The sequence below is a fragment of the Streptomyces sp. ISL-36 genome, from assembly GCF_018614205.1.
Lineage (GTDB): Bacteria > Actinomycetota > Actinomycetes > Streptomycetales > Streptomycetaceae > Streptomyces.
In genome coordinates, this window is sequence record NZ_JAGGOS010000068.1 from 1 (window position 1) to 21,337 (window position 21,337).

Sequence of the window (21,337 nt, forward strand, 5' to 3'; positions counted from 1 at the left end):
GCGCGGAGCCGGCCGGGGGAGCGGCCGGTCATGACGCCACCTCCGCGGCGCGCGACGCGTCGGCCGTGGCGGGGCGCACGTCCGGCGGACGGGCCGGGCCGAGGGGGCGGACGCCACGGTGGACGACATGGCCGCGCAGCCGGTGCCAGGCGGCGGCGGGAGGGATGACGGCGCTCGTCAGGAGCATGCGGGATATCTCCTCCCGGGTACGGGGTCCGGGGGCGACGCGTGCGACGGCGAACTCGGCGGTTCCCGTGAGCCACAGCGCGCCGCACACCGCAGCGGCCTTCCGTGACCCGAACGCGGCGCAGCCGAGGGCCGCGACGCCGGCCGCGGCCACGGCCAGATGGCGCGGGAAGCGGCCGCGGGGGGCGCCGGCCCGGTACCGCCAGTCCGGTCCGTGCAGCCGTGTCATCAGGACGTCGTCGGCGTTCCCGGCCTGCTGGCGTACGGAGATCCAGCGGTCGGCGGGCCGTACGGGATGGGTGGTCCGGCGGGTCCCCGCCGCGAGCGTCCAGCCCCCGCCCAGCAGCCGCAGGGCCAGGTCGGCGTCCTCCCGGTACGCGCGCCGGAAGCGTTCGTCGAACCCGCCGGAGGCGTCCAGCGCCGCTCGGCGGAAGGCCATGTCGGCGGTGATCCAGCGGGCGGTGGCCAGGCCCGCGGTGTTGCGCTCCCAGTCGGTGGGGCGGCGGTCCTCGGGAAGCGGTACGTCGATCCGGGCGGTGACGGCCGCCGTGGTGTCCGACGCCGAGGCGAGGTCTCGGGCGAGATCCTCGGCCCATGTGTCCGACGGCACCACGTCGTCGTCCAGGAAGACGATCCAGGGCACCGGGCCGGCCAGCGCCGTCCCGGTGTTCCGGGCCGCCGCCGGACCGCACGCCCGGCCCGGAACCACGGTGGTGAGGGGCCGGAGCGCCTCGGGGACGGCGAGGTCCGGCACCGACCCGTTGTCGCCGGGGCGGTCGTGCACGATCACCACGCGAGCCGGTTTCGGCCCTGCGGACGCGGCGAGAGCGGCGAGGCAGCGGTGGAGGCTGGGCCGGCCGAGGGTCGGCACCACCACCGCGTACGGGGGCGCCGCCCGGCCGGTGGCCGTCACCGGGACCACCCGTTGGCGCCGGAGCGGAAGGCCTCGCCGCGCCGGATCGCGTACGGGCCGATGGCCAGCAGGTCGACCGGCGAGGATCCGAAGCACTCCAGCGCGTCACGCGGGTCGTCCACCATCGGCCGTCCCGCCGTGTTCAGGCTGGTGTTGACGACGACCGGAAGACCGGTGCGGCGCTCGAACTCGTCGAGCATGCGCGCCACCAGCGGCTCCTGGGCCCGGTCCACGGTCTGGATCCGTGCCGTGCCGTCCACGTGCACGACGGCGGGGATGCGCTCCCGCCAGTCGGCCGCGACATCGTGCACGAAGAGCATGTACGGGCTGGGCAGCGGGCCGTCGAACATCTCGGCCGCGCGGTCGGCCAGCACCATCGGTGCGACCGGTCGGAACTGCTCGCGTCCCTTGACGTCGTTCAGCCGCTCCAGGTTGCCCGCGTGGCCCGGGTGGGCGAGCAGCGAGCGGTGCCCGAGCGCGCGCGGTCCGAACTCCGAACGCCCCTGGAACCAGGCCACGATGGCGTTGTCGGCCAGCGCCTCGGCGACGGTGGCGGCGATGTCGGGGGGCCGCTCGAAGGGGACGGCGGCGGTCTTGAGCCAGCCGCCGAGCTCCGCGTCCGACCACTCCCGGCCGAGGTCGGCCCCCCGCATCGGCTCCGGGGCGTCGCCCGCACCCGCCGACAGCAGCAGGGCCGCGCCCAGCGCCGTACCCGCGTCACCGGCCGCCGGCTGGACCCACACCCGCGCGAAGGGGCCCTCGCGCGCGATCCGCGAGTTGGCCACGCAGTTGAGCGCCACACCGCCGGCGAGCGTCAGTACCCGGTCGTGGGTGCGTCCGTGCAGCCAGCGCACCAGGTCCAGCATCGTCTCCTCCAGAACCGCCTGCGCGCTCGCCGCGACATCGGCGTGGTCCTGGGTCCACTGCTCGTCGGGGGCGCGGGGCGGGCACAGCTCGCCCCAGGGCACTCCGCTCGCGCGGAACCCGCCCTCGCCGGTCGGATGCACGTACCGGCGCAGCTCGGCCAGCATGCGGGGGGTGCCGTGCGAGGCGAGCGCCATCACCTTGAACTCGTCGGAGGAGCGCAGGAAGCCGAGATGCTCGGTGAGTTCCTCGTAGACCAGACCGAGCGACTCGGGCAGGTCCTGGGCGTACAGCGGCTCGATGCGGTCGCCGGTCCGCCGGGCGGCCAGGTGCGAGCTGCGCTCACCGCGGCCGTCGAGGACGAGCACCGAGGAGGTCTCGGCGTCGTGCGCGGCGAAGGCGCTCGACGCGGCGTGCGCCATGTGATGGCCCACGAAGCGGACGATTCCGGGGTCGAGCCCGGGGAGCGCGGTCCTCAGGAATCCGGGGGCCTCACGCGCGTACGTCTGGCGCAGATGGTCCCACGGATCGTACAGACCCATGGCGTCGGCCGGCAGCGCCTGGGCCGGGTCGTAGGAGTACGCGACCGCGTCGAGGTCCTGCGGCTCCAGTCCTGCCTGCTTCAGGCACCAGCGGGCCGCCTGCTCGGGCAGTTCCCAGGCCGAGAACGGCACGGGACGCTTGCCGTGCTTGCGTCGGGAGAAACGTTCCTCCTCCGTGGCGGCGACCGTCCGTCCGTCGACGACGAGGGCGGCGGCGGGGTCGTGGAAGAGTGCGTTGATTCCGAGAACTCGCATGGTGGTGAGGGCCTTTCCGCTGTCGGGCTACGGCTGCTGCCTCAACGGGGGAGGCGCGTGGCGGGGGACTCGGTGGCGCCCTGGCCGCGGAACCACGCGATGGTGCGGCGCAGCCCCTCCTCGGCCTGGACCGTCGGTTCCCACTGGAGCTTGTCGCGGGCCAGCGTGATGTCCGGGCAGCGGACGGCGGGATCGTCGGTGGGCCGCTCGATGAACCGGATCTCCGAACGGGAATCCGTGAGTTCGACGATCCAGCGAGCGAGGTCCAACATGGTGATCTCGGCCGGGTTGCCGAGGTTGACCGGGCCGCGCATCGTGTGGGCGGCCGTCGCGAGGATGCCCCGGACCGTGTCGTCCACGTAGCACAGCGACCGGGTCTGCCGCCCGTCACCGGTGACCGTCAGGGGCTCGCCGGCCAACGCCTGCCGGATGAAGGTCGGCACCGCGCGTCCGTCGTACCCCCTCATCCGGGGTCCGTACGTGTTGAAGAGCCGGACGATCGCCGTGTCGGTCCCGTGCGCCGACGCCTCGGCCGTGGTGAGCGCCTCGCCGAAACGTTTCGCCTCGTCGTAGACGCTGCGCGGCCCGACGGGGTTGACGTTGCCCCAGTACCGCTCGTTCTGCGGATGCTCCTGAGGGTCGCCGTACACCTCCGACGTGGAGGCGAGGACGAACCGCGCTCCCGAACGGTGCGCGACCGCCAAGGCGTTCCGCGTCCCCAGACTGCCGACCTCCAGGGTGTGCAGGGGAAGGCGCAGATAGTCGGCGGGGGACGCGGGCGACGCGAAGTGGAGGACGAGATCGGCCGGCCGGTCGATGTGGAAGGGCTCGGAGACGTTGGCCTCCAGCAGGGTGAACTCCGGGCGGTCGAGCAACGCGGATATGTTCTCCCGCCGCCCCGTGCTGAAGTCGTCGACACAGGTCACCGCCACGCCCTCGTCGAGCAGCGTGGCGCACAGATGCGAACCGACGAAGCCGGCACCGCCCGTGACGACGGCGTGCTCCCAACGGGGACTGGATGAAGTTGCCATGGTGAATTCCTCCATCGCAGAGGGAGGGGAGGCGAACCGCGGCCTGGAAAACGGCTGCAAGGCGGACAACGCCCCCGCGCGCCGAGGGAAGGCGCCGGCCGGGGGTGCTCGAGCGTCGTGCTCCATACTCCGTCGGGAGGACGGTGGTCGCCACGCGAACTGGTCCGACCAGGTGAACAGCGCCGAGCTGCCCGGCCGGAACCGCTGCCGCGTTTGCGTACGGGACCGCAGGGCACCGCCCAGGCAGCAGGGGCCGCCGCAACGGCGACGCCCTGGGGCCGCCGGAAGGAGTCGTCGTGAGTGGTCCGCAGAGTCGTGAGCAGCGGCGCAGCGACAAGGGCGCCGCCACACCGCAGGACAGCGCCGAGCTGAAGGCGCGGCAGCCGGGTCATCCTGGAAAGACCGAGCGGGGCAAGGCGCACGGTACGGACAAGGGCGGAAAGGGCGGCGGCCGAGGCGGCGGAACCCCACCGGCCCAGCGGCCCGACGAGCCCTGAGAAGTCCGGCCCCAGGTCAGGGGACGGCACCTGCGCGGGCTGTCCCCGCAGGTGCCGTCGACCTGCCGGGTACCGCCGGCCCGGCGGCCCGACGAGCCCTGAGAAGTCCGGCCCCCGGTCAGGTGACGGTACCTGCGCGGGCGTGTCCTCGCAGGTGCCGTCGACCTGCCGGGGGCAGTACCCGGCAGGTGCCGTCGCGACCGCCGCACGGGCGACCGGGCCGCCGGGCCGCCGTGAGCCCGCCGGGCCTGCGTCCGGGGCGCCACCGCCGGACGGGCGATCCCGACCGCGGGGCCGCGCGCCATGGCCCGGCGGTCATCGGACGGGGCCGCACGCACGCCCGACCGCTGAGCACGTCGCCGCGCCCTATCCGATGACCGCCGGACGCACGTAGAGCACGTCCCCGCGCCCTATCCGACGACCGCCGCGCGCACGCAGAGCACGTCCGGCAGGTGTTCGGCGAGGAGCTGCCAGCTGTCGCCGTCGTCCGCGCTCGCGTACACCTCGCCGTTGCGGTTTCCGAAGTAGACGCCCGCCGGGTCGGCGTCGTCCGTGCACAGGGCGTCCCGGAGCACCGTGCCGTAGTGGTCGTCGTCCGGCAGCCCGGCCGTGAGCGGCTCCCAGCTCTCCCCGGCATCGTTCGTACGGTAGACACGACAGCGCCGGCCCGCGGGAACCCGGTCGCTGTCGGCGTTGATGGGGAACACATAGGCCACATCCGCACGATGCGGATGCGCGGCGACGGCGAAGCCGAAGTCGGACGGCAGGCCGGACCCGATATCGGTCCACTTGGCCCCCGCGTCGTCGCTGCGGAACACCCCCCAGTGGTTCTGCAGGTACAGCCGGTCCAGGTCCCCCGCGTCCTGAGCGATCTTGTGCACGCACTGGCCGAACTCCGGGTTCGGGTCGGGCAGGAAGACCGCGGAGACGCCCCGGTTGGAGGGGGCCCAGCTCTTTCCGCCGTCCGTCGTGCGGAACACCCCGGCCGCCGACACCGCGACCGTCACCGCGTCCGGATCGCGCCGGTCGGTCACGATCGTGTGCACGGCCTCGCCGCCGCCTCCGGGCTGCCACCGGGACCGCGTGGGGTGCTCCCAGAGCGGGCGCACCAGCTCGAAGGACATGCCGCCGTCCTCGGACCTGAAGAGCGCGGCGGGCTCCGTCCCCGCGTAGACCACGTCGGGGGAGTGGGCGGGCGCCGGATGCAGCTGCCAGACCCGCTCCAGCGAAGCACCGGTGTCCTGCGGGAATCTGACGGCCGGCTTCGGCGGCTCGGTCCAGCTCGCGCCGAAGTCGTCGGAGTGGAACACCGAAGGACCCCAGTGGTCGCTGACCCCGCCGACGAGGAGGCGCGGTGTGGCGCGGCGCGTGTCGATGCCGATCGAGTACACGGCCTGCGCGTTGAAATGGGGGTCGTCGAACTCCCATCGGCCGCCGCGCCTGCGGCCGATGAACAGACCCTTGCGGGTGCCTACGGTCAGTACTACGTCGGGCATGGCCGACACCTCCAGGACGTCGTTGTCGCGGATAGCGGCCAGTCTGCACCCGACCACTGACAGTGGCCTCTGGAACGCGCTTCTCCCCAGGTCGGAGGCGTGTTCGGCGTCCGGCCCGGGGAGGCGGCGGGGGAGCGGGCGGGTCTCAGATCGCCCAGGCGTACTGGTCCGGGGCGTGGGTCTCGGCGCCCAGCTCCCGCGCGGCCCGGCGGGCCCAGGAGGCGTCGCGGAGCAGCTCGCGCCCCAGCAGGACGGCATCGGCCTCCCCGTTGGCGATGATCTTCTCGGCCTGCTCGCTCTCCGTGATCAGCCCGACCGCGGCGACGGGCAGCCCGGTCTCGGCCTTCACCCGGGCCGCGAAAGGCACCTGGTAGCCGGGGCCGACCGGGATACGGGCCGGACCGCCGTTGCCGCCGCTGGACACGTCGAGGAGGTCGACGCCGTGCTCCCGCAGCAGGCCCGCGAAGCGGACGGTCTCGTCGACGGTCCAGCCCTGCTCCTCCAGCCAGTCGGTGGCGGAGATCCGGAAGAAGACCGGCAGCTCCTCCGGCCACACCGCGCGCACCGCGTCGACCACTTCGAGGGCCAGACGGGTGCGGTTCTCGAACGAGCCGCCGTACGCGTCGGTGCGGCGGTTGCTGTGCGGCGAGAGGAACTCGCCGATGAGGTAGCCGTGGGCGCCGTGCACCTCGATGACCTCGAAGCCGGCCGAGAGGGCGCGGCGGGCGGCGTCGGCGAACTGCCCGACGATCGTCTCGATCGCCTCGGTCGTCAGCTCGGTCGGTACGGGGTGACCCTCGGCGAACGCGACGGGGCTCGGCCCGACGGGCTGCCAGCCGTGACCGCCGGGGGCGACCGGGCCGCGGCCTTCCCAGGGACGGTCGGTGGACGCCTTGCGGCCGGCGTGCCCGATCTGGATCCCGGGCACGGTGCCGTGCTCCTTGAGGAAGCCGGCGATACGCCGCAGCGCCTCGACCTGGGTGTCGTTCCAGAGACCGAGGTCGGCCGGGCTGATCCGGCCCTCGGGGGCGACGGCGGTCGCCTCGACGAGGATCAGGCCGGTTCCGCCGGTCGCGCGGGAGGCGTAGTGGGCGAAGTGCCAGTCGTTCGCGACGCCCGCGTTCGGGCCGAACACCTCTGCGGAGTACTGGCACATGGGGGCCATCCAGGCACGGTTCGGGATGGTCAGCGACCGCAGGGTGTAGGGCTCGAACAGGGCGACGCTCATGACGGACTCCGTTTCGGGGTGCCTCGAAGGGATGCTCGTACGATACCCATCGTAGTACGCCATCTGTCAAACTACGAGGATTCTCGTACAATGGGCGGGTACCCCTCGGACGAAGTGGAGCCACCACCGTGACGACCGCGACCAACCCTCGGGTCCTCGACCACCCCGCGCGGGAGGAGATCCACCTGGAGGGCGTGCTGCACGCCCTGTCGGACCCGGTGCGGCTGCGGATCGTCAGCGACATGGCGCGCGAGGGGACCGAGCTGAGCTGCTCCCACTTCGACCTGCCGGTGACCAAGTCGACGACCACGCACCACTTCCGGGTGCTCCGCGAGAGCGGGGTCATCCAGCAGATCTACCGGGGCACGGCCAAGCTCAACGCACTGCGCCGGGAGGACCTGGACGCCCTCTTCCCGGGCCTCCTCGACAGCGTCCTCGACGCGGCCGACGCCCAGGCTCGCCGCCAGGGCGCCCCGGACGCACCCTGAGCCCGGACACACCCTGAGCCCGGACACACCCTGAGCGGGCGTACCTGCTGGGCCTGCGTACGCCCTGAGCCGGGACACGTGCTGAGTCGGCGTACACCCTGAGGCCGGACCCGTACGCCGATCCCGCCCCCGTACCGCCCGCCAACCCTCGTCCTACGCCCCGCCCTCCCGTGCCGCCGCCCGCAGGCCCGCCCAGTCCGGGATCTTGACCTGGCCGCGCCCCAGGGAGTGCCCGAGTGCGGACTCCGCGCGCTCGATGGAGAGCCAGCCGGGCCAGGGGACCGGCTCCTGGCCGAGTTCGCGCAGGGCGTCGAGCGGGTCGGCCGCGACCGTCCGCACGGCCAGCTCCGCCGCGTCGGAGAGCAGGGAGGTCACCGTCTCCTTGGCGCAGGGGCGGTTGGTCCCGATGACGCCCGTCGGCCCGCGCTTGATCCAGCCGGCGACGTACTCGCCCACGGACGGCGCGCCGTCCCGCAGGACGCGGCCCGCCACGTTCGGGACCGTGCCGCTCGCCTCGTCGAAGGGCAGCCCTGGTAGCGCGACCCCCTTGTAGCCGACGGCCCGCAGGACGAGTTGGGCCTCGATCTCCTCGTACCGCCCCGTCCCCCGTACACCCCCCGCGCCGTCCGGCTCGGTCCGCTCGAAGCGGACCGCCGCCACCCGGCCGTCCTCGCCGAGGATCTCCACGGGACGCAGGAAGAACCTCAGCCGGATGACGCGCGCCGCGTCGGACCCGCTCGCGCCGCCCGCTTCGTCTCCGCCGCCCGTTCCGTTCCCGCCGCCCACGCCGTACGTCTCGTCCACGCCGTGCGTCTCGTCCGCGCCGTCCGCCGCCCAGCCCCGCACGACCTCCACATTGCGCCGGTTCACGGCCGGCAGCCCCGACGGGTCGGCGAACGACGGATCGAGGGCCAGATCGGCCGGCTCCACCCGCACGCGGGCGCCGGGGAGCCCGCCCAGTTCCCGCAGCTCCTTCGTCGTGAACTTGGCCTGCCCGGGGCCGCGCCGTCCCACCATGTGCACCGTGCGCACCCGGCTGGCCTCCAGCGCCGTGAGCGCGCCATGCGGCACGTCCGTCGGCCGCAGCTCGTCCGCGCCCCTGGCCAGGATGCGGGTGACGTCCACCGCCACGTTGCCGACCCCGATCACCACCGCGGAGCGGCCATCGAGGCCGAAGCCGTTGCCCGCGGCGTCGGGGTGCGCGCTGTACCAGGAGACGAAGTCCGTCGCCGAGAAGCTGCCGGCCAGGTCCTCGCCCGGCACCCCGAGCCGCCGGTCCCGGGCCGCACCCACGCAGTACACGACGGCGTGGTAGAGCTCCAGGAGCCGGGCCGGGGTCACTCCCCGCGCTCCGACCTCCACATTGCCGATGAACCCGATCCGCTCGTCCTCGAGGACCGCACGCAGATTCTGCTGCAGCGACTTGATCTTCTCGTGGTCCGGGGCGACGCCGTAGCGGACCAGGCCGTACGGGCAGGGCAGCCGGTCCAGGACGTCGACCCGCACTCCGGGCACGAGCGACTGCTGGACCAGCGACTGGGCGGTGTAGACCCCGCTGGGCCCGGAACCGACGACAGCGACACGAAGCACGGTCGTACTCCTTCCCGCCGCGGGGTGTTCCCGCCGGGCTTCCAGCATGGCACCGGAAGCCCTCCCGCGGGAGGCGCGCGACGCCCTACATCGACCGCATCCGGTTGATCTCCGCCGTCTGCTGGGCGATCACGTCGTTCGCCATCTCCTCCACCAGCACGTTGTTCCCCTGCCCCAGAACCTCGGCCGCCATGGTCACCGCTCCCTCGTGGTGCGTGATCATCAGCTTCAGGAACAGCGCGTCGAACGCCGCGCCCTTCGCCTTCGTCAGCTCGGCCAGCTGCTCCTCGGTCGCCATCCCCGGCATCGTGTGATGGTCGTGACCGCTCTGCTCGCGCGGGCCGCCGTTGCTTTTCAGCCAACCCTCCATCGCGCCGATCTCCGGCTGCTGCGCCGCGGCGATCCGCTCCGCCAGCTTCTTGACCTGCGTGGAGGCGGCCCGCTGCGGGGCGAGCGCGGTCATGGTGAGGGCCTGCCGGTGGTGCACGATCATCATCTGCGCATAGGTGAAGTCCGCCGCGTTGGGCTTGTCGTCGGGGAGCAGCCGGGACGCCTCCGCGGGCGATATCCTCCGCGCCGGTTCGCCCGGCTTGCCCGGCGCCACCACCGCGGGGCCCGTGGAGCCCTGGCTCCGCGGCGTGCCCCTGTCCGGTCCGGAGTCGCAGGCGGCCAGCGCCCACACGGCGGTGACGGCCAGCGCCGCGGCGACAGCTCCACGGATACGGCGGTTCAACAAAGCGACCTCCAGGGGTACTTCCGGGGCCCCGGACAGGGATCCGGGACATGGGCCGGGGACCGTTCCTAGCACGCTTCCACGGGGCGTTGATCAAAAACCTTCATTACGTCTGTGTTGCCATCTGTTGAGATGTGCACGCTAAGGACGATACTGCCGGGGTCCAATGACCGTTCAACTACGGACGGACACAAGGGAGGACGGAGTGACTTCGTTGCGAACCACGCGTACCCCGCGCGCACGGATCAGAGGTCTGGGTGTGGCTACCGCCGCCACCGGACTGCTGGTCGGTCTGCTCGCGGCCGGCCCCGCGGCCGCCACACCCGACCCGGGCGACGCCCCCGCGCAGGGCACGGTCTCCTCGGAACAGGCGGCCGACACCCGGTCCGCCATCCGGAGCGGCGAGATACCCGGCGTGGACGAGATCGTCCACAGCGACAACATCGAGCACCTGGTGAACATCCCCAAGGATGCGCTCCCGGGCACCAACTCCGACCTGGCCTTCCAGGGCAAGTACGCCTTCGCGGGCAACTACGACGGTTTCCGGATCTTCGACATCAGCGACCCGAAGGCCCCGAAGACGGTCGCCCAAGTGCTCTGCCCCGGATCCCAGAACGACATCTCCGTCTCCGGCAACCTGGTCTTCCTCTCCACCGACTCCTCCCGCAGCGACAACTCCTGTGCCAGCGTCAGCCAGCCGGCCACGGAGAAGTCCTCCTGGGAGGGCATGAAGATCTTCGACATCAGCGACATCACCAACCCGAAGTACGTCGCCGCCGTCGAGACCGCCTGCGGCTCCCACACCCACACGCTGGTGCCCGAGCGCAAGGACGTGTACATCTACGTCTCCTCGTACTCGCCCAACGCCGCGTTCCCGGACTGCCAGCCCCCGCACGACGGCATCTCGGTCATCAAGGTGCCCCGCAAGGCGCCCGAGAAGGCCGCGATCGTCAGCTTCCCCGTCCTCTTCCCGGGCGAGGGCCCGGACGGCGGCGGCAACCCCGGCGGTCCCACCAACCCGGGTGTCTCCAAGACCACCGGCTGCCACGACATCACCGTGCTGCCCTCCAAGGACCTCGCCGCCGGCGCCTGCATGGGTGACGGCATCATCTTCGACATCGAGGACCCGGCGAACCCGAAGGTCATCGACCGCGTCCAGGACAACGTCAACTTCGCGTTCTGGCACTCGGCGACCTTCAACCAGAAGGCCGACAAGGTCGTCTTCACCGACGAGCTCGGCGGCGGCTCCGGCGCGACCTGCAACGAGGCCGTCGGCCCCAACCGCGGCGCCGACGGCATCTACGACATCGTCGGCAAGGGCAAGAACCGCAAGCTGGTCTTCCGCAGCTACTTCAAGATCCCCCGCCACCAGGCGAACACCGAGAACTGCGTCGCCCACAACGGCTCGCTGATCCCGGTCAAGGGCAAGGACCTGATGGTCCAGGCCTGGTACCAGGGCGGCGTGTCGGTCTGGGACTTCACCGACTCCGCCAAGCCGAAGGAGATCGCGTACTTCGAGCGCGGTCCGCTCGGCACCGACCGCATCACCACGGGCGGTTCGTGGTCCGCGTACTACTACAACGGCTACATCTACTCCAACGACATCGCCAAGGGCTTCGACGTGCTGAAGCTCGACGACCGCCGCACCGACCCCGCGAAGCGGATCCGGATGGACGCGCTCAACGTCCAGACCCAGCCGGACTACTTCGAGGACTGACGCGGCTCACGCGGCTGACGCGGCTGACGCGGTAACGCCGACACCGTGAACGGCATGCCGTCGGGCGGACCTCCGCCCGGCGGCATGCCCTGCTCCCAGTCGAGTCCGTACCGGTGGAACAGCTCCGCCCGCAGCCGCGCCATGGGCATCGGCGCGCCCGGCAGCAGCACCGCCACCACCGCACCCATCAACAGCGCCCGCAGCAGCGGATAGTCCGCGTCCACATCGTCCGAGCCGTACCGCGTCACGGTGTCCCGCAGCAGGAAGGCGAGCCGCTGCTGCTCCGGACACTGCACGAACCCCTCGGCCTGCAGGATCCCGGCCATATGGGTCCGCATCAGCATGGGGCGGTCCACCGCCAGGCCCAGAATCGCGTCGATCGCCCGCGCCATCCGCTCCCGCCCGTCGCCCGTCCGCGGCTCGCGCTCCAGCGCCTCCTCCAGCGTGAGGTGCATCAGCCGGTGCACGGCCGACTGCAGAAGCTGCCGCTTCCCCGGGAAGTAGTACGAGATCAGACCACGTGCCGAGCCCGCCCGCTCGGCGATGTCGCCCAGCGTCGTCGCCTCGTAACCGCGCTCCGAGACCAGCTCGACCGTCGCCTCCAGCAACCGCTCGCGAGAACGTCGTCGAAGCTCTTCATTGACCGATGCGCTACGCGGGGACATGCTTGACTCCTGCGTTGACTGGCTCGCAGCCAATATACTCAGCGCATCCTGCTGGCGCGCCTTCGTGGCTGGTCAGCGGATTTGCCGTCTGTTCTGGGCGACGCGGGGGATCGTCCAGAACAGACGGCTTCAGTGCGTTTCCCCCATTTTCCTCCGATCGCCCCCCGAGGCGTCCCTCCGGTCGGCGCCCCGCCCGTAGGTCCGGTACGTGATGATCGCCACAGCCGCCCCGCACCAGCCCAGCAGCCAGCCGGCGACGACGTCCGAGGGCCAGTGCACCCCCAGATAGACCCGGGTCCACCCCACGCCCAGCACCGACACCACGGCCGCCACCGCGAGGACGCTCCAGCCCCGCCAGGTCTCCCGCCAGTGCAGGGCGAGCACCCAGAGCAGCAGCCCGCAGCTCAACGCCGCCGTCAGGGCGTGACCGGAGGGGAAGGCCGCGTACTGCGCCGAGTCGACCGGATCGGGCCAGACGGGCCGCCTGCGGCCGACGACAGCCTTCATCCCCTGCTGCACGGCCGCCGCCAGCAGGCTCGCTCCGACGAGCCACAGGGCGAGCCACCTCTCCCGGCGCCACCACAGCGCCACCACCGCGACGGTGATCAATGCCCGCATGGTCCATGGATCCCACACCCAATCGGTCAGGACCCGGTTGAGCCGGGTGAAGCCCGGCTCGGCGACGGCGCTGCGGTGCAGCGCGTCGGCGACCGTTCGGTCCAGGGAGAGCAGCGGATGCCAGCCGACGGCCACGAGGACGAGCAGCAGTACGGCCAGAGCACCGGAGACCACGGCGGAGGAGCGCATGCGTCGATCTTCCCCGACCCTCTCCCCGTCCCGCAGTCGCCCGCCGTTATCCGAGCGCCCGCAGCGCGGGGACGAACGCCACCAGGACCGGAGCCGCCGGCACCAGCGCCGCCGCCGCCGTCAACCGCAGCCGGCGCCCCGCCGTGAGCCGCGGAGCCGCCGCGAGCAGCCGGTCGACCCGCTGCGGAAGATCGGCGTCCGGCGCCTGACCGGGGCCGAACACCCCACGCTCCTCGTTGAGTTCGACCAGGGCGAGCGCGATCGTCAGCCGCCCGAAGCGGCGCGAGGCGACATCGTCGGCGGCGAGCTCCACGAGCCGGTGCATCTCCCCGCGGAAGGCCGCGAAGACCGGAACCCCCGGGAACCCGCCCGCGAGCGCCCCGGAGCAGTGCAGCAGCCAGTCGTGGCGGGCCCGGGCGTGTCCCTGCTCGTGGGCCAGTACGGCATCGAGCTGACGCCCTTTCAACCGGCGCAGGGCCGCCGTCGTGACCACCAGCCGCGGCGCGGCGCCCGGCAGCCACCAGGCGTCAGGCCGTTCGGCCTCCAGGACGACGAGGCGCTCGCTGTCGGGCAGCTCGCCCGGCAACAGCGGGGCGCGCACGAGGAGTTCGCCGCGGTGCTGCCGCCGGCGCGCTCGCGCCCGGCTGATCTCCCGGGTGAGCATGGCCGCGGTCCACAGCCCGCCGCAGGCGAGCACGACCGCCAGCGCCGCCGACCAGGGCCGGTGGGTCCCCAGTTCGTACGCCTCGATCACCCCGCGCGGCGCAGGCGCGAAGATCTGGCCCCGTACCACCTGCCAGGCCGCCGCCGCGCTGAACGTCATCGACAGCGCGAAGCTCAGCAGCACCGCCGCCACCACGCACTGCCACACCCAGAGCGCCACCACCGGCTCGCGCTCCGCCCAGTCGGACCGCGACAGCAGCCGCGGGGCCACGACGGCGGTCAGGACGCCGAGCGCGAGCAACGCGAGGGAGACCAACATGTGGCCAGCCTATGAGCGCGGGCTACTCGGGGGTATGGCCTCGCACGGCAAGTGACGTACGCCACGGTTTCGAGATCACTCCGTGCCGTGGGCGCCCCCGCCCCCCGCCCCCCGCCCCCGCGGCACGGCGTCACAGCGTCACGAGCATCGCCAGCATCGCGAGCGCCATGGACAGCCGGCAGACGAGGGCGAACTCGGGCCGCGAGGTCCACGCCGCCGGCAGCCCGCCCGCCGGGGCCGCGAGCGGGACGAGCCGTGCCCCCGACCTCAGTACGAACACGGCGTAGTACACGAGCAGCGCGCCCGTCACCAGCGGCGCGCCCCCCGCGACCCCGGCGCCGTGCCCCCCATACGCTCCGTGAACTCCGTGCCCTCCCTGCGCCGGGAACGCCATGACCACCGCCATGTAGACCATGGCCAAGGAGCCGACCAGATGGTGCAGATGGTGCCCGCCGCGCCCGGCCGCCGGCAGCACACGCAGCGCCGCCACGCCGAACACCGCCGCGTACACCGCCCAGCTCCAGTCCGGCGGGGTGAGCACGGCGGCGGGCAGCGCCATCGCCGCCATGCCGAAGCCCATCACGGCCTCGCTCCCCGCCGCCCTGCGCTCCTCGCCGGCGCAGCGACGTGTCCGCAGCAGGCAGTACGCCCCGCTCGCCCCGCACAGCGCCACCATCAACCACGCCGACAACGCCGGTCCGTGCACGGCACACCTCCCGTCGTCCCCTCCTCCGTCGATGCCCGGACAGGGCCGTGCGTACGGGAGCGCACAGGCGTACGCGGGGAGCACGCGACGGGGCGTTACGCTCGGGGTGATCGCCTCCACCGATCGTCAGCGTCCCGAGGGGAGAACCGAACACCATGGACACCGCCACGTCCCAGGACTCCGGCCGGATCAGCTACCGCGAGGCGGTCGAGGACGACGTCCCGGCGCTCGTCCCCCTCATCGAGTCGGCCTACCGGGGCGACTCCAGCAGGGCCGGCTGGACGACCGAGGCGGACATCCTCCAGGGGCAGCGCACCGACGCCGAGGGCGTGCGCGCGGTCATCACCACCCCGGGCAGCCGCATGATGGTCGTCGAGCGCGACGGCGAGATCGTCGCCTGCTGCCAGCTCGAACACCGGGGCGCCGCCGCCTACTTCGGCATGTTCGCGGTCCGTCCGGAGCACCAGGGCGGCGGCCTCGGCCGTCGCATCATCGCCGAGGCGGAGCGCCGTGTGCGGGAGATCTGGGACGCCCGGGAGATGCACATGACGGTGATCTCCGTGCGCGAGGAACTCATCGCCTGGTACGAGCGGCGCGGCTACCGCCGTACGGGGGAGATGAGCCCGTTCCCGTACGGCGACGAGCGCTTCGGCGTCCCGCAGCGGGACGATCTGCAGTTCGAGCTCCTGGTCAAGGAGCTGGTCTGACGCTCAGGCGGTGAAGCGGCCGGTGCGGCGGATCTCCGGATAGTCGGTCGTCGCGCCGTCCAGCTCCAGGGCCCGGGCGAGCCGCAGGTGGTCCTGGGTGTTCACCACCCAGCCGATCACCCGCAGTCCCTCCCGGTGGGCGTGCTCGACCGTCTCCAGCGTGAGGTGCTGGATGTTCAGGACGAGGGCGCCCGCTCCGACCGCCTTGGCCCGGTCCACGACGTCCGCGTCCCAGTCGTCGGCCACGAGCGCGGTGCGGACGCCGGGGACCAGCCGGGCGATCTCGGCGAGGGCCTCGTCGTGGAAGGACAGCACCTCGACGCGACCGGTCAGGTCGCGCCGGTTCATCACCTCGGCGAGCGCCTGGGCGGCCGCCACGTCCTTGATCTCGGCCTGGACCGGAGACCCGACCGCGTCCAGGACCTCCTCGAAGACCGGGACGCGCTCCCCTTCGCCGGCGTCCAGCTCACGCAGCTCGGCGAGGGTCAGCTCGGCGATCGCCCCGCTGCCGTCGGTCGTCCGGTCGACGTCGGGGTCGTGCATGACGACGAGGGCGCCGTCCTTGCTCAGGTGGAGATCCAGTTCGATGGCGCCCATGCCGGCCTGCTCGGCGCGGACGAAGGAGCGCAGGGTGTTCTCGGGCTCGACGCCCATGACTCCGCGATGACCGATGGTGAGGAAACTCAAGATCTTCTCGCTTCCGTCGATGTCCGGGCCCGGGTCCCTGAGGGCGCAGCCTAATGGCTTCGGCGCAAGAGGGAAGCGCACGCGCGCGCCTCGTCGGAACGTGCCGTTCCCCGGACGGCGGATCGCCCCCCGGCGCCTGGCGACCCTCAGGGCCGTGCGCCGGGCCCGGGCTCGCCGCCCTCCCCGGGCCGCCGGACCGGCTCGCCGTCCTTACCGTCCGTCCCGGGCCGATGGGCGGCCTCCCCGCCCCCGTCCGTCCCGGGCCGACGGGCCGGCTCCCCACCGTCCCCGGGCCCACGGCAGGGCCGCCCGTCCAGCAATGACCGGCGAGCGCGGGGCCACGGCGGTCCCGGGCCATGGCTTCCTCGCCCTGGCCGAGTACCTCGACGACGCCCGGCGCGCCCTCACCGGTGCTGCGGATGCGATCGCCTCAACCCTGCCCGACAGGAAAAACAGCGGTGACCATGGGGGTAGCGCAGGATAATTTTCTTCCGTCCCACTTGTGGGGAGGAACCGCGGATGGATACGGTGTCGTGACGCGAGGTTCTCCTGTGGAGGAAGAGGAATGACGGAAATTCTTGTGCAGGACGTGACCGGTGGGGGGATATCCACCGCTGCTCCGGTGACTCAGCACCCTGCCTGGCCCGAGCTCAAGAATGCCGTGGAGGAGATCCGTCCCTGGCAGAGCAAGGACGGGTCCATCGACTTCGAGGCCGAGGGCGCCCCCTCCCGCGCCCTGGTCGAGCTCACGGTCGACCGGATCGTGGCCGCGGTGGAGCAGCTCTCCCCGCTGCTCCCGCACGACGCCGCGTACCACCGCGCGCTCGTCGCCGACCTGCGCAAGTGGGTCGAGAGCGGGTTCGAGGTGCCGGACTTCCTGGACTCCCTGCTGGCCTTCCAGCCGGCCGCCGACCGCGTGGACGGGCTCCAGCACCTGGCGCTCTTCCCGATGTACACGCAGAACGGCAACCCGGACCGCAACCTCGAAGCCGTCGTGCTGCGCATGGTCTGGCCGGAGTGGCTCTCCGAGCTGGAGCGCACCCGCTACGACAACCCGCTGTTCTGCGGCATCACCTTCGAGGACTTCACCGCCGGGTACGACACCAACTCGGCCGTCCTCTTCCCCGAGACGATCGCCGTGCGCGAGGCCCCCGAGCGCTTCACCTGGGGCGGCATCTTCTGCGACCGCGAGGCCGCCCGCTTCCGCAAGGTCACCGAGGCCGCCATCGACATCCTCGGCATCGAGCTGCCCGACGACATCGCCGCCATGGTCGAGGACCAGAAGCGCTGCGAGTCCGCCTTCGTGCTCTGGGACATGGTCCACGACCGCACCCACAGCCACGGCGACCTGCCGTTCGACCCCTTCATGATCAAGCAGCGCCAGCCGTTCTGGATGTACGGCCTGGAGGAGCTGCGCTGTGACCTCACCGCCTTCAAGGAGGCCGTGAAGCTGGAGGCCGAGGGCAACGCCCACGGCCGTGACGTGCAGTACGCCGTCCTCTTCGACCGGATGTTCCGCTTCCCGGTCACCGGCGACCGCAACCGCAACTACGACGGTCTGGGCGGCCAGCTGCTCTTCGCGTACCTCCACCAGCACGACGTGGTGCGCTGGACGGACAACACGCTCAAGATCGACTGGCAGCGCGCCCCCGAGGTCACCAACCAGCTCTGCGGCGAGATCGAGAAGCTGTACCGCGAGGGCATCGACCGCCCCAAGCTGGTCCACTGGTTCAAGGCGTACGAACTCGTCTCCACCTACCTCGCCCCGCACCCCGGCTCGCGCTGGGCCAAGGGCCCCGACGCCCTGGACCTGACGCAGCCGCCCCGCAAGCTCGTCGACGACGTGCTTCCGGACGAATTTCCGCTCAGCATGTTCTATGAGGCCCTGTCCAAGAAGCTCAAGGGCGTGATCGCCGCGACCAAGGGCATCACCGCCGCGAACGCTTCCCGGACCGAGCAGGCTGCCGCGTGAACCCAGTTTCGGAGGAGGCGACGACCATGAACGGCAACGGGAACGGCGGTCAGCTGGAGGGTGCCGTCATCGCGGTCGCGGGAGCGGCCGGCCCGGCGGGCCGGGCGGCGCTCATGCGCCTGGCCGAGGCCGGCGCCGTCGTCGTCGCCTCGGACGCCGACCCCGCGCGCCTGGCCGAGGCGGTCGACGCCGCCCGGTACGCGCACGGCGGGGCCACGGTCGTCGGTGACACGGTCGACCTCTTCGACGTCGGGGCCGCACGCGAGTGGGCGGACAAGACGGAGAAGGAGTTCGGCCGGATCGACGGGCTCGTCCATCTCGTCGGCGGCTGGCGCGGCAGCGCCTCCTTCGCCGAGACGGACCTCGCCGACTGGGCCTTCCTCGAGAAGCTGCTGATCCGTACGGTCCAGTCGACCTCGCTCGCCTTCCACGAGCCGCTGATGCGCAGCGACCGCGGCCGATACATCCTCATCAGCGCGGCGGGCGCCTCCAAGCCGACCGCCGGCAACGCGGCCTACGCCGCGGCCAAGGCGGCGGCCGAGGCGTGGACCCTCGCGCTCGGTGACGACTTCCGCAAGCTGGGGGGCGAGGACGGTCCCAAGGCGGCGGCTGCCATCCTGGTGATCAAGGCACTGGTGCACGACGCCATGCGCGCCGAGCGCCCGAATGCGAAGTTCGCGGGCTTCACCGACGTCAAGGACCTGGCAGATGCCATCGCCGGCGTCTGGGACCGGCCCGCACAGGAAGTGAATGGACAGCGTCTGTGGCTGACCCCCAAGCCGTGACCCCGGCACTGCCCTCCAGGACCGACGCGCGTCGTCACCACGACCCGTCGGTCCGGGGCTTCGCCAGCGACAACTACGCCGGCGCCCACCCGGAGGTGCTCGCGGCGATCGCGCTCGCCAACGGCGGTCATCAGATCGCCTACGGCGAGGACGACTACACCGAGCACCTCCAGCGCATCATCCACAGCCACTTCGGCCCCGGCGCCGAGGCCTTCCCGGTCTTCAACGGCACGGGGGCGAACGTCACCGCCCTGCAGGCGCTGACCGACCGCTGGGGTGCGGTGATCTGCGCCGAGTCCGCGCACATCAACGTGGACGAGGGCGGTGCGCCCGAGCGTATGGGCGGCCTGAAGCTGCTCACCGTACCGACGCCGGACGGCAAGCTCACCCCGGAGCTCATCGACCGCCAGGCGTGGGGCTGGGAGGACGAGCACCGGGCCATGCCGCAGGTCGTCTCGATCACCCAGAACACCGAGCTGGGCACGGTCTACACCGTGGACGAGATCCGGGCCATCGTCGAGCACGCCCACTCCAAGGGCATGAAGGTCCACCTCGACGGAGCCCGGATAGCCAACGCCGCCGCCTCGCTGGACGTCCCGATGCGGGCGTTCACCAACGCGGTGGGCGTGGACGTCATCTCCTACGGCGGCACCAAGAACGGCATGCTGTTCGGCGAGGCCGTGGTCGTCCTCGACCCGGACGCGGTCAGCCACATGAAGCACCTGCGCAAGCTGTCCATGCAGCTCGCGTCCAAGATGCGTTTCGTGTCGGTGCAGCTGGAGGCGCTGCTCGCCAAGGACCTGTGGCTCCGCAACGCCCGGCACGCCAACGCGATGGCGCAGCGCCTCGCGGCGGGCGTGCGCGCGGTGGACGGGGTGGAGATCCTCTACCCCGTACAGGCCAACGCGGTCTTCGCGCGGCTGCCGCACGAGGTCAGCACACGCCTGCAGAAGCGCTTCCGCTTCTACTTCTGGGACGAGGCCGCCGGCGACGTGCGCTGGATGTGCTCCTTCGACACCACGGAGGACGACGTCGACGCGTTCCTCCAGGCGCTCAAGGAAGAGATGGCACGCTGACCAGTGCTTGCATAGCTATGCGGCCGACCGGAAATCGATTGACTCCGGTCGGCCGCATTTCTACGCTCATGGCCCATGGAACTGATCCAGAAGGAACCAGAACTCTCCGCCTACCTCGCAGCGGACGGTGTCATCGATCATGAGCACCCGCTCGTGCGAGAGACCGCGGCGCGGCTGCGCGCCGACCATCCTGACGCATACTCATACGCGAAGGCGGCCTTCGAGTTCGTACGGGACACCATTCCGCACTCCTTCGACACCGGCGACACCCGAGTCACCTGGCGGGCCTCCGACGTCCTCGCCCAGCGCACCGGCATCTGCTACGCGAAGTCGCACGCGCTGGCCGCGCTGCTGCGCGCCCGGTCCATCCCGGCCGCGCTCTGCTATCAGCGGCTCACCGACGACGACGGATCGAACCCGGCCGTCCACGGGTTGATCGCCCTCAGGCTGCCCGGGGCGTCGGAATGGGCGCGGCAGGACGCCCGCGGGAACCTGCCCGGCGTGGTCGACGCCCAGTTCTCGCTCGACGAGGAGCGGTTGGCCTGGCCCGTTCGACCGGAGTTCACTGAAGTGGATTATCCGGTGCTCTATAGTGAACCGCATCCGGCCGTCCTGAATGCCCTGCAGTCGGCGCAGAACCGGTCGGAACTCTCGCGGGCCCTCCCGACCGAACTCTGACGCAAGGACGACGATGCCCCTCACCCTGACGGTGTCCGACGAGGTGCGTGCCCTCGTGCCCGGCTTCACCCACCTGGCCATCGAGGCCCACGGCCTGGTCAACGGGCCCAGCGACGAGGCCAGTTCGGCCCTGCTCGACGACGCGACCCGACGCCTCGCCGAGCGGCTCGACGGACAGGCGCCGGACAAGGACCCGCACGTCGCCGCCTGGCGCGCGGCCTACTCCGCGTTCGGGGCCAAGCCCTCCCGCACCCGCAACTCGGCGGAGGCGCTGGCCAAGCGCGCCCTGGCGGACGGCGGACTGCCGCGGATCAACCGGCTCGTCGACGCCTACAACGCGATCAGCGTCGCCCATCTCATCCCGGTCGGCGGCGAGGACCTGGACAAGATCCAGGGCTCGATGAGGCTCGTCCGGGCCACCGGCGAGGAGTCGTTCGTGACCATGGTCGGTGGCGAGGAGACCGTCGAGCACCCCGAGCCGGGCGAGGTCATCTGGTGCGACGAGGCGGGCGTGACCTGCCGACGGTGGAACTGGCGCCAGGGTCCGCGCACCCGCATCGACGACGACACCGTCAACGCGATCTTCCTGCTGGAGTCGCTGACCCCCATGACCCGCGAGGAGCTCCTGGCGGCGGGCACGGAGCTCGCCGAGTCGCTGGAGAAGCTGAACCCCGGCGCCCGCGTCACCGTCGGCACCCCGGAGTGAGGTCGTGGGGCGCGGCGCGGCCGTGC

The 21,337-nt window shown here is 72.0% G+C and carries 21 protein-coding genes; 9 read left to right on the plus strand and 12 right to left on the minus strand.

Features of this window, described 5'->3' with window-relative positions; all coding sequences use genetic code 11:
• Positions 1-28 precede the first annotated feature (28 nt).
• Genes J7E93_RS18265 through J7E93_RS18275 form a run of 3 tightly spaced genes read right to left on the minus strand, consistent with a single transcriptional unit; the run spans position 29 to position 3,791 of the window.
• Positions 29-1,099 (minus strand): glycosyltransferase family 2 protein, encoded by a 1,071-nt coding sequence (locus J7E93_RS18265; protein WP_215070717.1) that lies wholly within the window; start codon positions 1,097-1,099, stop codon positions 29-31.
• Complete coding sequence (locus tag J7E93_RS18270) at positions 1,096-2,760, minus strand: carbamoyltransferase C-terminal domain-containing protein (RefSeq protein WP_215070719.1); 1,665 nt, start codon at positions 2,758-2,760, stop codon at positions 1,096-1,098. Before J7E93_RS18270 ends, J7E93_RS18265 begins: the two co-directional genes overlap by 4 nt.
• Positions 2,761-2,801: 41 nt before the next feature.
• Positions 2,802-3,791, minus strand: a complete 990-nt coding sequence (locus J7E93_RS18275) for an NAD-dependent epimerase/dehydratase family protein (RefSeq protein ID WP_215070721.1) — start codon at positions 3,789-3,791, stop codon at positions 2,802-2,804.
• A 296-nt stretch (positions 3,792-4,087) separates the two neighbouring features.
• Between J7E93_RS18275 and J7E93_RS18280 the strand changes: the two genes are divergently transcribed.
• Positions 4,088-4,288 carry a hypothetical protein gene (locus J7E93_RS18280; protein WP_215070723.1) on the plus strand — a complete coding sequence of 67 codons (201 nt, stop codon included), beginning with the start codon at positions 4,088-4,090 and terminating at the stop codon, positions 4,286-4,288.
• Positions 4,289-4,698: 410 nt separating this feature from the next.
• Here the strand turns inward: J7E93_RS18280 and J7E93_RS18285 are convergent, their stop codons facing one another.
• Together J7E93_RS18285 and J7E93_RS18290 are read right to left on the minus strand one after the other, a co-directional pair.
• Positions 4,699-5,784, minus strand: a complete 1,086-nt coding sequence (locus tag J7E93_RS18285) for an exo-alpha-sialidase (RefSeq protein ID WP_215070725.1) — start codon at positions 5,782-5,784, stop codon at positions 4,699-4,701.
• A gap of 145 nt (positions 5,785-5,929) precedes the next feature.
• Positions 5,930-7,012 carry an NADH:flavin oxidoreductase/NADH oxidase gene (locus tag J7E93_RS18290; protein WP_215070727.1) on the minus strand — a complete coding sequence of 361 codons (1,083 nt, stop codon included), beginning with the start codon at positions 7,010-7,012 and terminating at the stop codon, positions 5,930-5,932.
• Positions 7,013-7,140: 128 nt separating this feature from the next.
• On the opposite strand from J7E93_RS18290, the gene J7E93_RS18295 reads away from it, so the two are divergent.
• Positions 7,141-7,500, plus strand: coding sequence for a helix-turn-helix transcriptional regulator (locus J7E93_RS18295; protein ID WP_215070729.1), 360 nt, complete (start codon positions 7,141-7,143; stop codon positions 7,498-7,500).
• Positions 7,501-7,653: 153 nt separating this feature from the next.
• On the opposite strand, the gene J7E93_RS18300 is transcribed toward J7E93_RS18295, so the two are convergent.
• Positions 7,654-9,090: an FAD-dependent oxidoreductase gene (locus tag J7E93_RS18300; protein ID WP_215070731.1), complete on the minus strand. Its 1,437-nt coding sequence runs from the start codon at positions 9,088-9,090 to the stop codon at positions 7,654-7,656.
• An 85-nt stretch (positions 9,091-9,175) separates the two neighbouring features.
• A complete protein-coding gene (locus J7E93_RS18305) occupies positions 9,176-9,826 on the minus strand; it encodes a DUF305 domain-containing protein (protein ID WP_215070733.1) in 651 nt (216 codons plus the stop codon).
• Positions 9,827-10,028: 202 nt separating this feature from the next.
• On the opposite strand from J7E93_RS18305, the gene J7E93_RS18310 reads away from it, so the two are divergent.
• On the plus strand, positions 10,029-11,540 hold the full coding sequence (locus J7E93_RS18310; RefSeq protein WP_374105399.1) for an LVIVD repeat-containing protein: 1,512 nt from the start codon (positions 10,029-10,031) through the stop codon (positions 11,538-11,540).
• Here J7E93_RS18310 and J7E93_RS18315 read toward each other — a convergent pair.
• The 4 genes from J7E93_RS18315 to J7E93_RS18330 form a co-directional block, all read right to left on the minus strand.
• Positions 11,525-12,205, minus strand: coding sequence for a TetR/AcrR family transcriptional regulator (locus J7E93_RS18315; protein WP_215070737.1), 681 nt, complete (start codon positions 12,203-12,205; stop codon positions 11,525-11,527). The two genes, J7E93_RS18310 and J7E93_RS18315, sit on opposite strands and share 16 nt — an antisense overlap.
• A 129-nt stretch (positions 12,206-12,334) precedes the next feature.
• Positions 12,335-13,012, minus strand: a complete 678-nt coding sequence (locus tag J7E93_RS18320; protein ID WP_215070739.1) for a phosphatase PAP2 family protein — start codon at positions 13,010-13,012, stop codon at positions 12,335-12,337.
• A gap of 46 nt (positions 13,013-13,058) precedes the next feature.
• Positions 13,059-13,994, minus strand: coding sequence for a M56 family metallopeptidase (locus J7E93_RS18325; RefSeq protein WP_215070741.1), 936 nt, complete (start codon positions 13,992-13,994; stop codon positions 13,059-13,061).
• Positions 13,995-14,124: 130 nt separating this feature from the next.
• On the minus strand, positions 14,125-14,700 hold the full coding sequence (locus J7E93_RS18330; RefSeq protein ID WP_215070743.1) for a DUF5134 domain-containing protein: 576 nt from the start codon (positions 14,698-14,700) through the stop codon (positions 14,125-14,127).
• 155 nt (positions 14,701-14,855) lie between these two features.
• Here J7E93_RS18330 and J7E93_RS18335 point away from each other — a divergent pair, with 155 nt between their 5' ends.
• Complete coding sequence (locus J7E93_RS18335) at positions 14,856-15,407, plus strand: GNAT family N-acetyltransferase (protein WP_215070745.1); 552 nt, start codon at positions 14,856-14,858, stop codon at positions 15,405-15,407.
• Positions 15,408-15,410: 3 nt separating this feature from the next.
• Here J7E93_RS18335 and J7E93_RS18340 read toward each other — a convergent pair whose 3' ends face one another.
• Positions 15,411-16,094 (minus strand): glycerophosphodiester phosphodiesterase family protein, encoded by a 684-nt coding sequence (locus J7E93_RS18340; RefSeq protein ID WP_215070747.1) that lies wholly within the window; start codon positions 16,092-16,094, stop codon positions 15,411-15,413.
• 565 nt (positions 16,095-16,659) lie between these two features.
• Between J7E93_RS18340 and J7E93_RS18345 the strand changes: the two genes are divergently transcribed.
• The 5 genes from J7E93_RS18345 (at position 16,660) to J7E93_RS18365 (ending at position 21,311) form a co-directional block, all read left to right on the plus strand.
• Positions 16,660-18,066: a DUF6421 family protein gene (locus tag J7E93_RS18345; RefSeq protein WP_215070749.1), complete on the plus strand. Its 1,407-nt coding sequence runs from the start codon at positions 16,660-16,662 to the stop codon at positions 18,064-18,066.
• Positions 18,067-18,092: 26 nt separating this feature from the next.
• A complete protein-coding gene (locus J7E93_RS18350; RefSeq protein WP_215070752.1) occupies positions 18,093-18,851 on the plus strand; it encodes an SDR family oxidoreductase in 759 nt (252 codons plus the stop codon).
• The gene (locus tag J7E93_RS18355; RefSeq protein ID WP_215071015.1) at positions 18,848-19,927 is read left to right on the plus strand and encodes a low specificity L-threonine aldolase; all 1,080 of its coding nucleotides are present in this window, start codon (positions 18,848-18,850) and stop codon (positions 19,925-19,927) included. The genes J7E93_RS18350 and J7E93_RS18355 overlap by 4 nt, the downstream gene beginning before the upstream one ends.
• Before the next feature lie 75 nt (positions 19,928-20,002).
• Entirely contained in the window at positions 20,003-20,605 is a 603-nt protein-coding gene (locus tag J7E93_RS18360) for a transglutaminase family protein (RefSeq protein ID WP_215070754.1), read from the plus strand.
• A 13-nt stretch (positions 20,606-20,618) separates the two neighbouring features.
• Positions 20,619-21,311, plus strand: a complete 693-nt coding sequence (locus tag J7E93_RS18365) for a B3/4 domain-containing protein (RefSeq protein ID WP_215070757.1) — start codon at positions 20,619-20,621, stop codon at positions 21,309-21,311.
• Positions 21,312-21,337 lie beyond the last annotated feature (26 nt).